Origin of the sequence: Streptomyces pratensis, assembly GCF_037137275.1 — a bacterium.
In the GTDB taxonomy this organism is placed as follows: Bacteria; Actinomycetota; Actinomycetes; order Streptomycetales; family Streptomycetaceae; genus Streptomyces; species Streptomyces pratensis_B.
Genome location: NZ_JBBBEN010000082.1, coordinates 101880 through 118078 on the forward strand (window position 1 = coordinate 101880; position 16199 = coordinate 118078).

Genomic DNA, 16199 nt, shown 5'->3' on the forward strand with positions numbered 1-16199 from the left:
GCCGTGACGCCGTGGGCCTCAGCCGTCCTCGGCGGCCAGCGCCTCGGCCACGCCGCGTTCCTCGGGCCCCAGGAAGTGCGGGTCGGGCCGGAGCAGGGCGTCCAGGGCGGCCTTGCCCGACGCGGCCAGCTCCCGGACGCCGCCGTAATACCAGGTCGCGTCCCGAGGTTCGTCGACCCCGACCCCGTACGCGTCGATCCCCGCCGACCTGCACAGGGCCACCGCCCGGTGGATGTGGAAGCCCTGGCTCACCAGGACCGCCCGATCGACCCCGAAGATCTTGTTGGCCCGGACGCAGGAGTCCCAGCTGTCGAAGCCGGCGTAGTCGCTGACGATCCGTCTGTCGGGGACCCCGCGCTCGGTGAGGTACGTGCGCATCGCGTCCGGCTCGTCGTACTCCGCCCGGCTGTTGTCACCGGTGACCAGGACGGCCTTCACCTTCCCGGTCCGGTACAGCTCGGCCGCCGCGTCCAGGCGGTGGGCGAGATACGGCGTCGGCCGGCCCTGCCGCAACCCGGCGCCGAACACCACGGCGACCTCCCGCTCCGGGGCCTCGGCCGCCGTCCCCACCCGGTCGCCGGCGCTCAGGCGCGTCCAGGTCGCGGGCGCGAGGGCCAGCGCACAGGCGACCATCAGCCCCTGCACGAGCCGACGGCGCGCCCGCCGGGTGCGGGGCGGGCGCAGGGCCCGCCCCGCCCGCGTCCGCAGCTGCCTCCACCGGTCCGTCACACCGCTTCTCCTCCTGTGCGCAAGCCCCCTGGACGGGCCTGCCGCCCGTTGCGCGTCTGCGCGTCCGGGCAACCGTCAGCCGGTCCGGCCGATCGCCCGGCCGCGCGCCTCTCACCTCCTCCGACGACCTGGATGCCGCAATGGTTCGCCGGTCCCCCCGTCTGTGGCGTCCGCCACTGCCCCAGGGGCGCCGCCACACCGGCAGGGGCACGGCACACCACCGGCCCGCGACCCGGACGCGCCGGGGACCCACCGCGGACCGCGACCCACGCGGAAGGGCGCGTCGGCCGCCGCGGACCATGGCGTTCGGCTCGCCGAGCCCCGCCCCCGCGCCGCCCGACGTATCACGCGTGGTGGCGCCCCCCGCCCCGCACACCGTCGCCGTCCTCCTCATGAGGCGGTGGAAAGCATCCGTGACGTCCGCGCAACGGCCCCGCAACCTCCGTCCGCCACGATGAAGCATGACGGCGCGGCTCCGCACGACAAGCGAGCCGACGCTCCACCCGCCCCGCCCCACCGACGGCACGGCGTGACGCCCACCCGTGCGTGACGCCCCCAGCCCGGCACCCGGCTCAGCCTCGTCTCCCGGAACGGAACCCGCAGGCCCATGCAGCGCACCCGGCAGCCCCACCGCCCCGCTCACGGCGGCCCCGCAGGCCCGACCGCCCCCGCCCTGGTCGCCGTCGCGCACGGCAGCCGCGATCCGCGGGCCCTGAGCACCGTGCTGGCCCTGCTGGACCGGGTCCGCGACCTGCGCCCCGGCCTCGACGTCCGGCTCGGCCACATCGAGCTGAACCGGCCGCTGCTCCCGGACACCCTGGACGGCCTGCGCGGGGCGGACGCGGTCCTCGTCCCGCTGCTCCTGGGCCGCGGCCACCACGTCAAGCGCGACCTGCCCGCCGCGGCGGCCGCCGCCCCCGCCGTACGCACCCGGATCGCCGCACCCCTCGGGCCCCACCCGCTCCTGGTCGACGCGCTGTACGGGCGGCTCGTGGAGGCCGGCTGGGACCCCGCCGACCGCGACGGCCGCCACACCGCCGTCGTGCTCGCCGCCGCCGGGTCCCGCGACCCCGAGTCCGCGAAGGACACCCGCCGTACGGCCCGGATGCTCGCCGAACGCCTCTGCGTCCCCGTCGTCCCCGCGTACGCCTCTGCCGCCGCCCCCACGGTCCCGGACGCCCTGCACCAGCTCGCCGCACGGGGCCGACGGCGGATCGCCGTCGCCGCGTACTTCACCGCCCCCGGCCGCTTCGCGAGCGCCGCCGCCGAGGCCGGGCCCGGGATCGCGGCCGCGCCGCTCGGCGCGCACCCGGCGATGGCCAGGCTCCTGCTGCACCGCTACGACCAGGCGCTCGCCGAAGGGGCGCCGCCCGGACCCGGGGCGGACGCGGAGGCGCGGCCGGTGAGACGGCTCGCACCGGCCTGACGTACGAGCGCGCACGCCGTGTTGTCGGTCATGGTCGCTACGGTCGGAACCATGGACGGCACACAGGGCGTATACGGGGCAGATCCGGCAGGCATCACTCACCGCGCGCACGGCACACAGGACGCGAACGAAACGCGGGACGCGCACGGCGCCCCGCCGCCACACGGCGCACCGGGGACACCCCCCGCGCACGGCGCACCGGCCCCTCACGGCGCATCGAGCACCGCGGGCGCGCGCCCCGCCCCCGCCGGGCCGGCCGCCTCTCCCGCACGGGCCGCGCCCCGCGCACGGACCACCGAGGCCGGGCCCTACGGCCCCGCCGACACCGAGCGCTGGGACACAGAGCCGGACAAGCGCCCCGGCCGCACCGCCTTCCAGCGCGACCGCGCCCGGGTGCTGCACTCCGCCGCCCTGCGCCGACTCGCCGGGAAGACCCAGGTCGTGACGCCCGGCACCCGCTCCCTCGCCTGGGACGCCAGCCCCCGCACCCGGCTGACCCATTCCCTGGAGTGCGCGCAGGTCGGCCGCGAGCTGGGCGCGGTGCTCGGCTGCGACCCCGACCTCGTCGAGACGGCCTGCCTCGCCCACGACCTGGGGCACCCCCCGTTCGGCCACAACGGCGAGCAGGCGCTCAACGACTTCGCCTCCGACTGCGGGGGCTTCGAGGGCAACGCCCAGTCGCTGCGCCTGCTGACCCGCCTGGAGCCCAAGCGGTTCGTCCGCGACCCCCGCACCGGCGAGCTGGCCAGCGTCGGCCTCAACCTGACCCGGGCCGCCCTGGACGCCGCCACGAAGTACCCCTGGCCGCGCGGCGCGCACCCCGCCGACCCGCACGCGACGAAGTTCGGGGTGTACGCGGACGACCTCCCGGTCTTCGCATGGGCCCGCGAGAGGTCCCCCGAGGGCCGCACCTGCTTCGAGGCACAGGTCATGGACTGGTCCGACGACGTGGCGTATTCGGTGCACGACTTCGAGGACGGCCTGCACGCCGGCCACATCGACCCCGACTGCCTCGACGCGGAGCCGGAGCGTGAGGAGATCCGGGCCGTCGCCATCGGCCGCTACGTCCCCGCCGACACCGACCCGCAGGAGCTCTCCGACGCGTTGGACCGCCTGAGGGAACAGGAGTGGTGGCCGCACGGCTACGACGGCTCCGCCGTGGCCCAGGCCCGCCTCAAGGACGCCACCAGCCAGCTCATCGGCCGTTTCTGCATGGCGGCAGAGACCGCCACCCGCGCGGTGTACGGCTTCGGCAGGCTCGGCCGGTACGGCGCCGAGCTGGTCGTCCCGCGCGGCGTCCGCCACGAGTGCGCGGTGCTGAAGGCCGTGGCCGACCGGTTCGTCATGCAGCGAGCCGAGCAGGAGGCCATCCGCGTCGACCAGCGCATCGTCATCGCCGAGCTGGCCGCGTCCCTCACCGCCCGCGCCCCCGAGGGACTGGAGCCGCACTTCCGCGCCCTGTTCGACCAGGCGCCCGACGACCGGGCCCGCAAGCGGGTCCTCGTCGACCAGATCGCCGCGCTCACCGACGCCTCCGCACGATCCCTGCACGCCGCGCTCACCGCCCGCCACCGCTGACCGGCAGACTGGTCCCCTGACCACCGGGTGTGACCTGTCCCGGGGAACACCCTCTTTCGTCATCACGCTGCGTGCGGGACGCTCGCAGCGGAGGGCGCCGCGCAGCACAGCACTGAGGAGGCATCAAGTGGTCGACGCACATCGCACGTTCGTCATCGTCGGAGCAGGACTCGCAGGGGCGAAGGCGGCCGAAACACTTCGTGCCGAAGGGTTCACCGGCCGGGTGATCCTCATCGGGGACGAGCGCGACCACCCCTACGAACGGCCGCCGCTCTCCAAGGGCTACCTGACCGGCTCGGCCGAACGCGCCGCCGTCTTCACGCACGAGCGTGCCTGGTACGCCGGCTCAGACATCGAGCTGCACCTCGGCCAGCCGGTCACCGCGCTCGACCGCTACGCCCGGACCGTGCAGCTCGGCGACAACACCGTCATCCACTACGACAAGCTGCTCCTGGCCACCGGCTCGGAACCGCGCCGCCTCGACGTCCCGGGCACCGACCTGGCCGGCGTCCACCATCTGCGCCGCCTCGCCCACGCCGACCGGCTGCGCAACGTCCTGGCCGCCCTCGGCCGCGACAACGGCCACCTCGTCATCGCCGGAGCCGGGTGGATCGGCCTGGAGGTCGCCGCCGCCGCTCGCGGGTACGGGGCCGAGGTCACCGTCGTCGAGGCGCACGCCACCCCGCTGCACCAGGTGATGGGCCCCGAGCTGGGCCAGATCTTCACCGAACTGCACAGCGCGCACGGCGTCCGCTTCCACTTCGGCGCCCGCCTCACCGAGATCACCGGCCAGGACGGCATGGTCCTCGCCGCCCGCACCGACGACGGCGAGGAGCACCCCGCCCACGACGTCCTCGCCGCGATCGGCGCCGCCCCGCGCTCCGCCCTCGCCGAGGCCGCCGGGCTGGAGACGGTCGACCGGTCCCACGGCGGCGGCATCGCGGTGGACGCCTCGCTGCGCACCTCCGACCCGCACGTCTACGCCGCCGGGGACGTCGCCGCCGCCGCCCACCCGCTGCTCGGCGAACGGCTGCGCGTCGAGCACTGGGCCAACGCGCTGAACGCCGGCCCGGCCGCCGCCCGCGCCATGCTCGGCCAGGACGTGACGTACGACCGTGTCCCGTACTTCTTCTCCGACCAGTACGACGTCGGCCTGGAGTACTCCGGCTGGGCCCCGCCCGGCAGCTACGACGAGGTGATCATCCGGGGCGACGCGGGGAAGCGGGAGTTCATCGCGTTCTGGCTCAGGGACCGCCGCCTCCTGGCCGGGATGAACGTCAACGTGTGGGACGTCACCGAAACGATCCAGGAGCTGATCCGCGAGGGCCGGCAACACGACCCGGAGGCGCTCGCCGACCCGTCGGTCCCCCTGGAGACCCTGCTCTGAGCACGGCCCGCCCCGGAGCGCCCCCCCCGCCACCGGGGCGCCGCAGGCCCGGCCGCCCCGCCCCGGTGGCGGGGAGCGCCGGGAGGGAAGGCCGTCACCCGGCCCGGCCCCGGGCGCCACGGCACGCCCGGCAGACCCCGCCGTACGCGCCCGCCCGCCCCGGGCCCGATGGCTCACCTCCGCGCGCAGCCCGGTGGGCGTTCGGCTGTCGGCCCCCACCCGTAGACTTCACCCGTGGCAGGCAGGATCAATGACGACGACGTGAAGGCGGTCCGGGACGCGGTCCCGATCGACTCCGTCGTGTCCGAATACCTCCAGCTGCGCAACGCGGGCGGCGGCAACCTCAAGGGACTCTGCCCCTTCCACGACGAGAAGTCCCCCTCCTTCCAGGTCAGCCCCGGCAAGGGCCTCTTCCACTGCTTCGGCTGCCAGGAGGGCGGCGACACGATCGCCTTCGTGATGAAGATCGACCACCTCTCCTTCTCGGAGACGGTCGAGCGCCTCGCCGCCAAGGCGGGCATCACCCTGCGCTACGAGGAGGGCGGCTACAACCCCTCCCACCAGCGCGGCGAACGCATCAGGCTGATCGAGGCCCACCAGGCCGCCGCCGAGTTCTACATCGCCCAGCTCGACAGCCCCGAGGCCGAGATCGGGCGGAGGTTCCTCGCCGAGCGCGGCTTCGACCAGGCTGCCGCCACCCACTTCCGCGTCGGCTACAGCCCGGCCGGCTGGGACCACCTCACCCGCTATCTGCGCGGCAAGGGCTTCAGCGACAAGGAGCTGATCACCTCCGGGCTGTCCCAGGACGGCCGCCGCGGCCCCATCGACCGCTTCCGCGGCCGGCTGATGTGGCCCATCAGCGACACCGCAGGGGAGATCGTCGGCTTCGGCGCCCGCAAGCTCCGCGACGACGACAACGGCCCGAAGTATTTGAACACCCCCGAGACCCCCGTCTACAAGAAGTCCCAGGTGCTGTACGGCATCGACCTGGCCAAGAAGGACATCGCCAAGGCCAGCCGGGCCGTCGTCGTCGAGGGCTACACCGACGTCATGGCCTGCCACCTCGCCGGGGTCACCACGGCCATCGCCACCTGCGGCACCGCCTTCGGCAACGACCACATCAAGATCCTGCGCCGCCTCCTCATGGACAACGGCAGCGCGCGGGTGATCTTCACCTTCGACGGTGACTCCGCCGGTCAGAAGGCCGCCCTGCGCGCCTTCGAGGACGACCAGAAGTTCGCCGCGGAGACGTACATCGCCATCGCCCCGGACGGCATGGACCCGTGCGACCTGCGGCTCGCCAAGGGCGACGACTCCGTGCGGGACCTGGTCGAGCCGCGCACCCCGCTCTTCGAGTTCGCGCTGCGCCAGATCGTCGGCCGCTACGACCTGGAGACCCCCGCGGGCCGTGCGGCCGCCCTGGACGAGGCCGCCGCCGTCGTCGCCAAGATCAAGACGAGCAGTGTGCAGCGCGAGGTCGCCGTGCAGCTCGCCGGGCTCGTCGGCATCCTCGACCAGGAGTTCGTCGTCCACCGCGTCGCCCAGCTCGCCCGCTGGGCCCGCGACAAGGGCGGCGACCCAGGGGAGCGCGGCGGCCGCGGCGGCCCCCAGGGCCCGCGCAACGGCGCCCAGGGGCCGCGCCCAGGAGCACCGCGGCAGTCCGCGCCCGCGCCCGCCGGTTTCTCCGGCCCCGCGCTGAACCTCCGCAGCCCCGCCCACCGCACCGAGCGCGAGCTGCTCAAGCTCGCCCTCCAGAAGCCCGCCCTGGTCTCCCCGGCCTTCGACGCGTACGGCACGGACGAGTTCACCGCCCCGCCCTACGCGGCCGTGCGCCGGTGCATCGAGGAGGCGGGCGGCGCCGAGCAGGGGCTCGGTGACAACCGCGAGTACCTTGTCGCCGTGATGGACGCCGCCCCCGACGACACCGTCCGCAACCTCGTCACCGAGCTGGCCGTCGAGGTGTTCCGCGGCAAGAACATCGACGAGACCTATGCGGGCATGCAGCTCGTCCAGGTCCGGCTGCGCGCCGTGGACCGCCGCATCAACGACGTCCAGGGCAGCCTCGCCCGCCTCGGCAGCCACGTGGCCCCCGAAGACCTGGCGGCCGCGCAGAACGAGGTCTGGGTGCTCCAGCAGTACGCCCAGTCCCTCCGCGCCAAGGGCGCGGACGCCCTCTGACGGGCCCGCTCCCGCCGCCGGGACGCCCATCGGCCGGTAACCGTCCGAACTCAAAAAGTCACCGCACGACCCTCGTGGCAGCCGTGTGTCGTACCCCACACTGAAGGCGGTGCCTGCGTCATCGGAGCGCGCCCGGTCCGCCGGGGCCGGCCTCCGCCCCGCCATCCGGCAGCGATCACCTGGAGGTCGCCCCCGTGCAGACCCGGACCGCGACGACCACGACCGAGCCCATCGCGGCGATCCCCGCACAGCACCGGGCCCGGCGCCACCCGGAGTCAGCCCCGGGCCCGACCGGGGACGCGCCGGAGGCCGTCATGGTGGAGTCGGCCCGCCTCCCCGAGCCGCGCCACCGCGCCGACACCGGCGGCCCCACCTCCGACCTCTTCCGGCAGTACCTCCGCGAGATCGGCCGCATCCGGCTGCTCACCGCCGCGGAGGAGGTCGAGCTCGCCCGCCGCGTCGAGGCCGGACTCCTCGCCGAGGAACGCCTCGCGACCACCCCCGACCTCGACTCCCGGCTCGCCGTCGACCTCGACCGGCTGGTGGTCATGGGCCGCACGGCCAAACGCCGCCTCATCGAGGCCAACCTCCGCCTCGTCGTCTCCGTCGCCAAGCGCTACGTGGGCCGCGGGCTGACGATGCTCGACCTGGTCCAGGAGGGGAACCTCGGGCTGATCAGGGCCGTGGAGAAGTTCGACTACGCGCGGGGCTACAAGTTCTCCACGTACGCGACCTGGTGGATTCGCCAGGCGATGTCCCGGGCCCTCGCCGACCAGGCCCGCACCATTCGCGTCCCGGTCCATGTCGTGGAGCTGATCAACCGCGTCGTCCGGGTCCAGCGCCGGATGCTCCAGGAACGCGGCTTCGAGCCGAGCGCGGAGGAGGTCGCCGCCGAGCTCGGCCTGACCCCGGAGCGGGTCACCGACGTCCTGCGCCTGGCCCAGGAGCCCGTCTCCCTGCACGCCCCGGTCGGCGAGGAGGACGACGTCTCCTTCGGCGACCTCATCGAGGACGGCGACGCGGCCTCGCCCGTCGAGTCCGCCGCGTTCCTGCTGCTGCGCGAACACCTGGAGGCGGTGCTCTCCACCCTCGGCGAACGCGAACGCAAGGTCGTCCAGCTGCGGTACGGGCTGGAGGACGGGCGGTCCCGCACCCTGGAGGAGATCGGCGGGATCTTCGGCGTGACACGCGAACGCATCCGCCAGATCGAGTCCAGGACCCTCAACAGGCTGCGGGACCACGCCTTCGCCGACCAGCTCCGCGGCTACCTCCACTGACCGGGGGCCGGGAGCACCTGCCCCGGCCCCTCGCCCCTCGCCTCAGTCCACCTCGGCCAGCGCCTCGGCGAACTGCGACGCGTACAGCCGGGCGTAGGCCCCGCCGGCGGCCAGCAGCGCGTCGTGCGTGCCCTGCTCGACGATGGAGCCGCCCTCCATGACCAGGATCACGTCGGCGTCCCGGATCGTGGAGAGCCGGTGCGCGATCACGAACGACGTACGCCCGTGCGCGAGCCGCGCCATCGCCTTCTGGATCAGCACCTCGGTCCGGGTGTCCACCGAGCTGGTCGCCTCGTCGAGAACGAGGATCACCGGATCGGACAGGAACGCCCGCGCGATGGTGATCAGCTGCTTCTCGCCCGCGCTGACCCCCGTGCCCTCGTCGTCGATCACCGAGTCGTAGCCGTCGGGCAGCGTCCGGATGAACCGGTCCGCGTGCGCCGCCTTCGCCGCCTCCTCGATCTCCTCCCGGGTGACCTCGCGCGCCGCGCCGTACGCGATGTTCTCCGCGATCGTCCCGCCGAACAGCCAGGTGTCCTGGAGCACCATGCCGATCGCGGACCGCAGGTCGTCCCGCGACATCCGCGCCACGTCGACCCCGTCGAGCGCGATCCGCCCGCCGGTCACCTCGTAGAACCGCATCAGCAGGTTGACCAGCGTCGTCTTGCCCGCACCGGTGGGACCGACGATCGCGACGGTCTGCCCCGGCTCCACGCTCAGCGACAGATCCTCGATCAGCGGCTTCTCCGGCTCGTAGCGGAAGGACACCTTCTCCAGCGAGACCCGGCCCAGCAGCTCCTTCGGCCGCTCGCCGTCCACCGGGTCCGGGCCCTGCTCCTCGGCGTCCAGCAGCTCGAAGACCCGCTCCGCCGAAGCGACGCCGGACTGCACCAGGTTGGCCATCGAGGCGACCTGCGTCAGCGGCATCGAGAACTGCCGCGAGTACTGGATGAACGCCTGGACGTCACCGATCGACAGCGCGCCCGAGGCGACCCGGAGCCCGCCGACCACGGCCACCAGCACGTAGTTCAGGTTCGAGATGAACATCATCAGCGGCTGCATGACCCCGGTGGCGAACTGGGCCTTGAACCCCGCCTCGTACAGCGCGTCGTTCTGCTCGGCGAAGCCCCTCGCGGACTCCTCCTGCCGGCCGAAGACCTTCACCAGGCTGTGCCCCGTGTACATCTCCTCGACGTGCGCGTTGAGCTGCCCGGTCACCTGCCACTGCCGCACGAACTGCGGCTGAGACCGCTTGCCGACCTGGGTCGCCACGAACACCGACAAGGGGATCGTCAGCAGGGCGACCAGAGCCAGCAGCGGCGAGATCCAGACCATCATGATCAGCACGCCGACGATGGTCAGCAGCGAGTTGATCAGCTGGCCCATCGTCTGCTGGAGTGTCTGCGAGATGTTGTCGATGTCGTTGGTCGCCCGACTGAGCACCTCACCGCGCTTGGACCGGTCGAAGTACGCCAGCGGCAGCCGCGCCAGCTTCGTCTGGAGGTCCTCGCGCAGCTGGAACACGATCCGGTTGATCACCCGGATCGACACCCGCGTGGAGACGAGCATCAGCAGCCCCGCGCCGACGTAGACCGCCAGCGCCAGCAGCAGGACGTCGCCCACCGCCCCGAAGTCGATGCCCTCGCCCGGGGTGAAGTCGACCCCCGAGAGCATGTCGGCCATGGAGCCGCTGCCCTCCGCCCGCAGCGCCTCGATCGCCTCCGCCTTGGTGGCGCCCTCCGGCGTCCCGCGGCCGACGACCCCCGCGAATATGAGGTCGGTCGCCTTCCCGAGGATCTTCGGGCCGACCACGGAGAGCGCCACGCTGAGCGTCACCGCGCCCAGCATCAGATACAGCGAGGACTTCTCCCGGCCGAACCGCCTCAGCAGCCGCTTGCCCGACCCCTTGAAGTCCGTCGACCGGTCGGTGGGCGCGCCCCCGGCCATCATCCGTCCACCCGGACCGGCCATTACGCGGCCTCCGCTTCCGTCAGCTGGGAGAGAACGATCTCCCGGTACGTTTCATTGCCGGCCATCAACGTGTGATGGGTCCCCGACCCCACGAGACGCCCCTCGTCCAGCACGAGGATGCGGTCCGCGTCACGAATGGTGGACACCCGCTGCGCCACGATCACCACGGTCGCCCCGGCCGTCTCCCGCGCCAGCGCCGCGCGCAACGCGGCGTCGGTCGCGTAGTCCAGCGCAGAGAACGAGTCGTCGAAGAGGTAGATCTCCGGACGCTGCACCAGCGTCCGGGCGATGGAGAGCCGCTGCCGCTGTCCGCCCGACACATTGGTGCCGCCCTGCGCGATCGGCGCGTCGAGCCCGTGCTCCAGGGCCTCGACGAACTCCTTGGCCTGCGCCACCTCCAGGGCGTGCCACAGCTCCTCGTCACTGGCGTCCGGGTTCCCGTACCGCAGGTTCGTCGCGACGGTCCCCGAGAAGAGGTACGGCTTCTGCGGCACCAGGCTCACCGTCTTGGCCAGCAGCACCGGATCGAGCGTCCGCACGTCCTCGCCGTCGACCAGCACCGCGCCGTCCGTCACGTCGAACAGCCGGGGCACGAGACCGAGCAGTGTGGACTTCCCGCTGCCGGTCGAGCCGATGACCGCGGTCGTCTCGCCGGGCCGGGCCACCAGATCCACCGCCCGCAGCACCGGCTCCTCGGCGCCCGGGTAGCGGAACTCCGCGCCCCGCACCTCCAGATGTCCGTGCCGGCGCAGCTCGGTGACCGGTGCGACGGGCGGCACCACGCTCGAATCGGTCCCCAGCACCTCCTCGATGCGCTCGGCGCACACCTCGGCGCGCGGGACCATCATGAACATGAAGGTGGCCATCATCACGGCCATCACGATCTGCATCAGATAGGCGAGGAAGGCGGTCAGCGCGCCGATCTGCATCCCGCCGCTGTCGATGCGGTGCGCACCGAACCACACGACGGCGATCGACGACAGGTTGACCACCGTCATCACCGTCGGGAACATGAACGCCATCAGCCGCCCGGTCGCCACCGACACATCGGTCAGCTCGGTGTTCGCCCCCCGGAACCGCTTCTCCTCGTAGCCGTCCCGCACGAAGGCGCGGATCACGCGGTTGCCGGTGATCTGCTCGCGCAGCACCCGGTTCACCCCGTCCAGCCGCTCCTGCATCGTGCGGAACAGCGGCCGCATCTTCTTCACGATGACGCTGACCGAGACGCCGAGCACCGGCACGACCGCCAGCAGCACCGCCGACAGCGGCACGTCCTGGCCGAGCGCCATGATGATGCCGCCGACGCACATGATCGGAGCCGACACCATCAGGGTGAACCCCATGAGCACCAGCGTCTGCACCTGCTGGACGTCGTTGGTGGTCCGCGTGATCAGCGTCGGAGCCCCGAAACGCCCGAGCTCGCGCGCCGAGAAGGACTGCACGCGGTCGAAGACGGCCGCCCGCACGTCCCGCCCGAGCGCGGAGGCGGTCCGGGCCCCGTAGTACACGGCGCCGACGTTGCACAGCACCTGGAGGACGCTGACGGCGATCATGAGACCGCCGAACTCCAGGATGTACCCCGTGTCCCCCGTGACGACACCGTTGTCGATGATGTCCGCGTTGAGGCTGGGCAGGTACAGGGTGGCGCAGGTCTGGAGCAGTTGGAGGAACACCAACAGCACGATGGGTTTCTTGTACGGGCCCAGGTGGGCCCGCAGGAGTTTTATGAGCACGCGGGTCTCTCGGAGTCGGCGGCAGGCAGAAGCCGCCCCAGTTTCGCGTACGCCGTACTCCGCGAGCGAACCCTTTTCCCCAAACCCCGGTCAAGGCAGGAGCACGCCCGCGTGGCCCCGCCCCGGGTGCGCGCCGCAGGGACGCGTGCCGGTGCGCGCGGGGTCGCGCCGAGGCCGGAGCCCGCCCACCCGGCCCGGGGCGGCCCGGCGCCGGAACGCCCCCGGCGTGCGCTTCACTCCGGGTGCACGCCGTCGAAGGCCCCCGGGTGGATCTGGTCCCGGGTGGCCCCGTACTGCTGGCGCACCGCCTGCCCGTTCGCCGACTCCTCGCCGGGCTCCAGCACCTGGGCGGCCGCGCCCTGCCAGGCCGGGGGCGTACGCGGGTCGCAGACGCCCTGCGACACCCCGAGCGCCCAGGCCGCCTGCCGCGCCGCACCGATCGCCGCGTACTGGGCGGGCTGCGGCACCACGACCTGGGTGCCGAACACCGCCGGGGCCAGCGCCTGTACGGCCGGCAGCTCGGCGGCGGCGCCCAGCAGGAAGACCCGGCGCACCTCCACCCCGCGTCCGCGCAGCACGTCCAGGGCGTCGGCCAGCGAACAGAGCATCCCCTCGAACGCGGCCCGCGCCAGGTGCTCCGGCTTCATCGACTCGCGCCGCAGCCCGCTCAGCGTGCCCGCGGTGTGCGGGAGCCGGGGAGTGCGCTCCCCCTCCAGATACGGCAGCAGCACCAGCCCGGACGCGCCCGGCGTCGACTTCAGGGCGAGCGCGGAGAGTTCCTCCGGGCCGTCCACGTCGAGCATCTCGGCGGTGCCGCGCAGTGCGCGTACGGCGTTGGAGGTGTGGACCACCGGCAGGTGCATCCCGGTGGCGTCGGCGAACGAGGTGATCATCCCGGTCGGGTCGGCGAGCGCCTCGTGATGGACCGCCATCACGGACCCGGAGGCCCCCAGCGACACCACCGCGTCGCCCACCGCGACCCCGAGCCCGAAGGCCGCCGCCATCGTCTCGCCGGTGCCCGCGGAGATCAGCAGCCCTTCCGGCGTCATCCCGGCGGATTCCGCGGGGCCGAGCACCTCGGGCAACGCGGCGGAGTGGCCGAGCGCGAGTTCCACCAGGTCGGGCCGGTAGGAAGCGGACCCGGCCGACCAGTAACCGGTGCCGGAGGCCGCCCCCCGGTCCGTGATCCGGCGGTGCGGCCGCCCGAGGAGCTGCCACACCAGCCAGTCGTGCGGCTGGAGGACCGCGGCGACCCGCTGCGCGTTCTCCGGCTCCTGCCGCGCCAGCCAGCGCAGCTTGGCCACCGGCTGCGAAGCCTGCGGCACGGACCCGACGGCCTCGGCCCAGGCCTGCCGTCCGCCCAGCGAGTCGATCAGCCCCGCCGCGGCGGCCTGCGCCCGCCGGTCGTTGCCGAGGAGGGCCGGGCGTACGAGATTGCCCTGGTGGTCCAGCGGCACGAGCCCGTGCTGCTGGGCCGAGACGCCGATGGCCTGCACCCCTTCGAGCAGCCCGCCGGAGGCCGCCTCACCGAGCGAGAGCAGCCAGGCCTGCGGATCGACCTCGGTGGCCTTGGCCTCGATCGGATGAGCGGCGTACCCCTGCCGCAGCACGGCTCCCGTGTCCGTGTCGCAGACGACGATGTGAGTGAAGGCGGAAGAACTGTCCAACCCCGCGACTATGCCCATACGGCGATTCTGCCGCACTCCGGGAAAATCCCGTAACCGCCGTCGAACACGAGCGGGTCCCGGAAACGGTCCGGGCGCCCCCCGACGCGCGGAGGGCGCCCGGCCGCCTCTCGGGGGCGTCCAGCGGGTCTGGGCCGAGCGCCCCTAAATGTTGGTGGTCCCCCAGTCGTCCTCGCCGTTCTGGCTGCTCCGCTCCCGCAGCGACCGGACCCGCTCGGCCACGGAGGCGGGAACCCGGTCCCCGACCTTGTCGCTGACCGAGTGGTACGCCTTGCCGGCGATGTCCCGGCCGCTGTGCGCGGCGCTCTCGGCGGCGTTCCGCACGGCCGGGTTCTCCGTGAACTGCCGGGCCGACTTCCTCAACTGTTCGTAACGCTCGCGCCCGGCTCGCGTGCCGAGCACGTAACCGAGGGCCACTCCGGCGATGAACGTGAGCCGGTACCGCATGGCTGCCACCCTTCCTGCGCTTGGTCCGACGTGTGCAGCCCGCCTACCCGCGATCACCCGAGATCACCCCGGGCGGTACCGATTGGCGGAGCACCCCCCTGCTTGCGCTAATGTATGTGTCGCAGCGAACGCGCGCCGCTCGGCAGCCGCCAGGCAGGTACGCTTTCGAGGCACCGCAGCAATCCCCTGTAGCTCAATTGGCAGAGCAGCCGGCTGTTAACCGGCAGGTTACTGGTTCGAGTCCAGTCGGGGGAGCGCGATCCCCTGTAGCTCAATTGGCAGAGCATTCGGCTGTTAACCGGAGGGTTACTGGTTCGAGTCCAGTCGGGGGAGCGATCCGGAAGAGGGCCCCTCGGGGTCCTTTTTCGTGTGCCCGTACACGGCGCGGCGAGGGGCCCGCGACCACTCTTTCGGGTCCCCTGCGCCCCGCAGGGAACCGGGCGGCACGCAGCCCGGTCCTCAAGATCGGGCGAAGCCGGCCACCCGAAGCGAGAGATCGTATGACCGGCTATGCTGCGGCAGACGGGGCGCACACTTGTACGCGCCACGCCGAGACGGGGCGGTAGCTCAGCCGGTTAGAGCAGCGGACTCATAATCCGTCGGCCGTGGGTTCGAGTCCCACCCGCCCCACCGAGCGTCCCCAGGCAGAATCGTTCTGGCCTGGGGAAACGCGTTTTTCTGGGGCGCTTTGGCGTGTGGCGGTCGCCTTGCGGGTGTATGGCGAACGCGGGTCCTGGCACACGGAGAATAGGCCCTGGACGTCTCTGACCTCACGTTTCGTGGCAGCTGCTTCCTGGGAGTGTCGGGCGGATCGCTCCCACCGATCTTCGGCCCAGCCGAGCAGACGGCCCCTACCGGCGCTCTGCTCAGTGGAGTCGAGATCGAGTGTGGGCCGGATCCCCGTTATGTTTTTCGCGGTCCTGCAATGGGGCCGCTGGCCTCCGGGCCCGGCATGACTGTGTCCCCCTGTCGAACGGATGACCTGGGGGGTGGTGTCACCGGGCCCGGGAGGTGTCCGTCGGAGACGCTGATCAGAGGTCCGGCCGCCACCCCGTCCGGCGCAACGCCGGACAGCTCGCGGATGGCAGGTCTGCATAACGTGGATGCGCGAGTACGACACCGAAGCCGAGGCCGGCACCGACAACACCCTCTGGAAGGGCGGCATGTTCGACACCGAAGACGTGGGCGTGTTCCTCGGCCTGGACGTCGGCAAGAGCACCCATCACGGCCACGGGCTCACCCCGGCCGGAAAAAAGGTCTTCGACAAGCAGCTGCCCAACAGCGAGCCGAAGCTGCGGGCCGTGTTCGACAAACTGGCCGCGAAGTTCGGCACCGTCCTGGTGATCGTGGACCAGCCTGCCTCCATCGGCGCCCTGCCCCTGACCGTCGCCCGCAATGCGGGCTGCAAGGTCGCCTACCTGCCCGGCCTGGCGATGCGCCGGATCGCCGACCTCTACCCCGGCGAGGCCAAGACCGACGCCAAGGACGCGGCCGTGATCGCGGACGCGGCCCGCACCATGCCACACACCCTGCGCTCGCTGGAGCTGACCGACGAGATCACCGCCGAGCTCACCGTACTCGTCGGCTTCGACCAAGACCTTGCGGCCGAGACCACCCGCACCAGCAACCGGATACGCGGACTGCTCACCCAGTTCCACCCCAGCCTCGAACGCGTCCTCGGACCGCGCCTGGACCACCAGGCCGTCACCTGGCTCCTGGAGCGTTACGGCTCCCCGGCCGCCCTGCGCAAAGCCGGTCGCCGCAGACTCGTGGAACTGATCCGCCCGA

The 16199-nt window shown here is 72.7% G+C and carries 11 protein-coding genes and 3 tRNA genes; 9 read left to right on the top strand and 5 right to left on the bottom strand.

What is annotated here, in order from left to right:
* Window positions 1–18 precede the first annotated feature (18 nt).
* Window positions 19–729, bottom strand: coding sequence for a SanA/YdcF family protein (locus V9U70_RS10845; RefSeq protein WP_336674301.1), 711 nt, complete (start codon window positions 727–729; stop codon window positions 19–21).
* Window positions 730–1336: 607 nt separating this feature from the next.
* Here V9U70_RS10845 and V9U70_RS10850 point away from each other — a divergent pair.
* From V9U70_RS10850 to V9U70_RS10870, 5 genes are all read left to right on the top strand, one after another.
* Entirely contained in the window at window positions 1337–2155 is an 819-nt protein-coding gene (locus V9U70_RS10850; protein WP_336674302.1) for a sirohydrochlorin chelatase, read from the top strand.
* 51 nt (window positions 2156–2206) lie between these two features.
* Window positions 2207–3733, top strand: a complete 1527-nt coding sequence (locus V9U70_RS10855) for a deoxyguanosinetriphosphate triphosphohydrolase (RefSeq protein ID WP_336674303.1) — start codon at window positions 2207–2209, stop codon at window positions 3731–3733.
* Window positions 3734–3860: 127 nt separating this feature from the next.
* Complete coding sequence (locus tag V9U70_RS10860; RefSeq protein ID WP_336674304.1) at window positions 3861–5120, top strand: NAD(P)/FAD-dependent oxidoreductase; 1260 nt, start codon at window positions 3861–3863, stop codon at window positions 5118–5120.
* Window positions 5121–5354: 234 nt separating this feature from the next.
* Window positions 5355–7298, top strand: coding sequence for a DNA primase (gene dnaG / locus V9U70_RS10865; protein ID WP_336674305.1), 1944 nt, complete (start codon window positions 5355–5357; stop codon window positions 7296–7298).
* A 194-nt stretch (window positions 7299–7492) separates the two neighbouring features.
* Window positions 7493–8575, top strand: coding sequence for an RNA polymerase sigma factor (locus tag V9U70_RS10870; RefSeq protein ID WP_336674306.1), 1083 nt, complete (start codon window positions 7493–7495; stop codon window positions 8573–8575).
* A 42-nt stretch (window positions 8576–8617) separates the two neighbouring features.
* Here V9U70_RS10870 and V9U70_RS10875 read toward each other — a convergent pair whose 3' ends face one another.
* The 4 genes from V9U70_RS10875 to V9U70_RS10890 all read right to left on the bottom strand — a co-directional run bounded on the left by V9U70_RS10875 (window position 8618) and on the right by V9U70_RS10890 (window position 14411).
* The gene (locus V9U70_RS10875; RefSeq protein ID WP_336674307.1) at window positions 8618–10546 is read right to left on the bottom strand and encodes an ABC transporter ATP-binding protein; all 1929 of its coding nucleotides are present in this window, start codon (window positions 10544–10546) and stop codon (window positions 8618–8620) included.
* Window positions 10546–12279, bottom strand: a complete 1734-nt coding sequence (locus V9U70_RS10880) for an ABC transporter ATP-binding protein (protein WP_336674308.1) — start codon at window positions 12277–12279, stop codon at window positions 10546–10548. Before V9U70_RS10880 ends, V9U70_RS10875 begins: the two co-directional genes overlap by 1 nt.
* A gap of 233 nt (window positions 12280–12512) precedes the next feature.
* The gene (locus tag V9U70_RS10885) at window positions 12513–13964 is read right to left on the bottom strand and encodes an FGGY family carbohydrate kinase (protein ID WP_336674309.1); all 1452 of its coding nucleotides are present in this window, start codon (window positions 13962–13964) and stop codon (window positions 12513–12515) included.
* 144 nt (window positions 13965–14108) lie between these two features.
* Window positions 14109–14411, bottom strand: a complete 303-nt coding sequence (locus tag V9U70_RS10890; protein ID WP_336674310.1) for a YtxH domain-containing protein — start codon at window positions 14409–14411, stop codon at window positions 14109–14111.
* Between the two features lie 182 nt (window positions 14412–14593).
* Between V9U70_RS10890 and V9U70_RS10895 the strand changes: the two genes are divergently transcribed.
* The 4 genes from V9U70_RS10895 to V9U70_RS10910 all read left to right on the top strand — a co-directional run.
* Window positions 14594–14666 (top strand) — tRNA-Asn (locus tag V9U70_RS10895).
* A gap of 5 nt (window positions 14667–14671) precedes the next feature.
* Window positions 14672–14744: transfer RNA gene (locus tag V9U70_RS10900), tRNA-Asn, on the top strand.
* 223 nt (window positions 14745–14967) lie between these two features.
* Window positions 14968–15041: transfer RNA gene (locus V9U70_RS10905), tRNA-Ile, on the top strand.
* Window positions 15042–15574: 533 nt separating this feature from the next.
* The coding region (locus V9U70_RS10910) for an IS110 family transposase (protein WP_336672611.1) at window positions 15575–16199 on the top strand (625 nt) is incomplete at its 3' end.

Coding starts and splice junctions, on each gene's coding strand:
- V9U70_RS10850 (WP_336674302.1), top strand. CDS start 1,337: ATGCAGCGCACCCGGCAGCCCCACCGCCCCGCTCACGGCGGCCCCGCA.
- V9U70_RS10855 (WP_336674303.1), top strand. CDS start 2,207: ATGGACGGCACACAGGGCGTATACGGGGCAGATCCGGCAGGCATCACT.
- V9U70_RS10875 (WP_336674307.1), bottom strand. CDS start 10,546: ATGGCCGGTCCGGGTGGACGGATGATGGCCGGGGGCGCGCCCACCGAC.
- V9U70_RS10885 (WP_336674309.1), bottom strand. CDS start 13,964: ATGGGCATAGTCGCGGGGTTGGACAGTTCTTCCGCCTTCACTCACATC.
- V9U70_RS10890 (WP_336674310.1), bottom strand. CDS start 14,411: ATGCGGTACCGGCTCACGTTCATCGCCGGAGTGGCCCTCGGTTACGTG.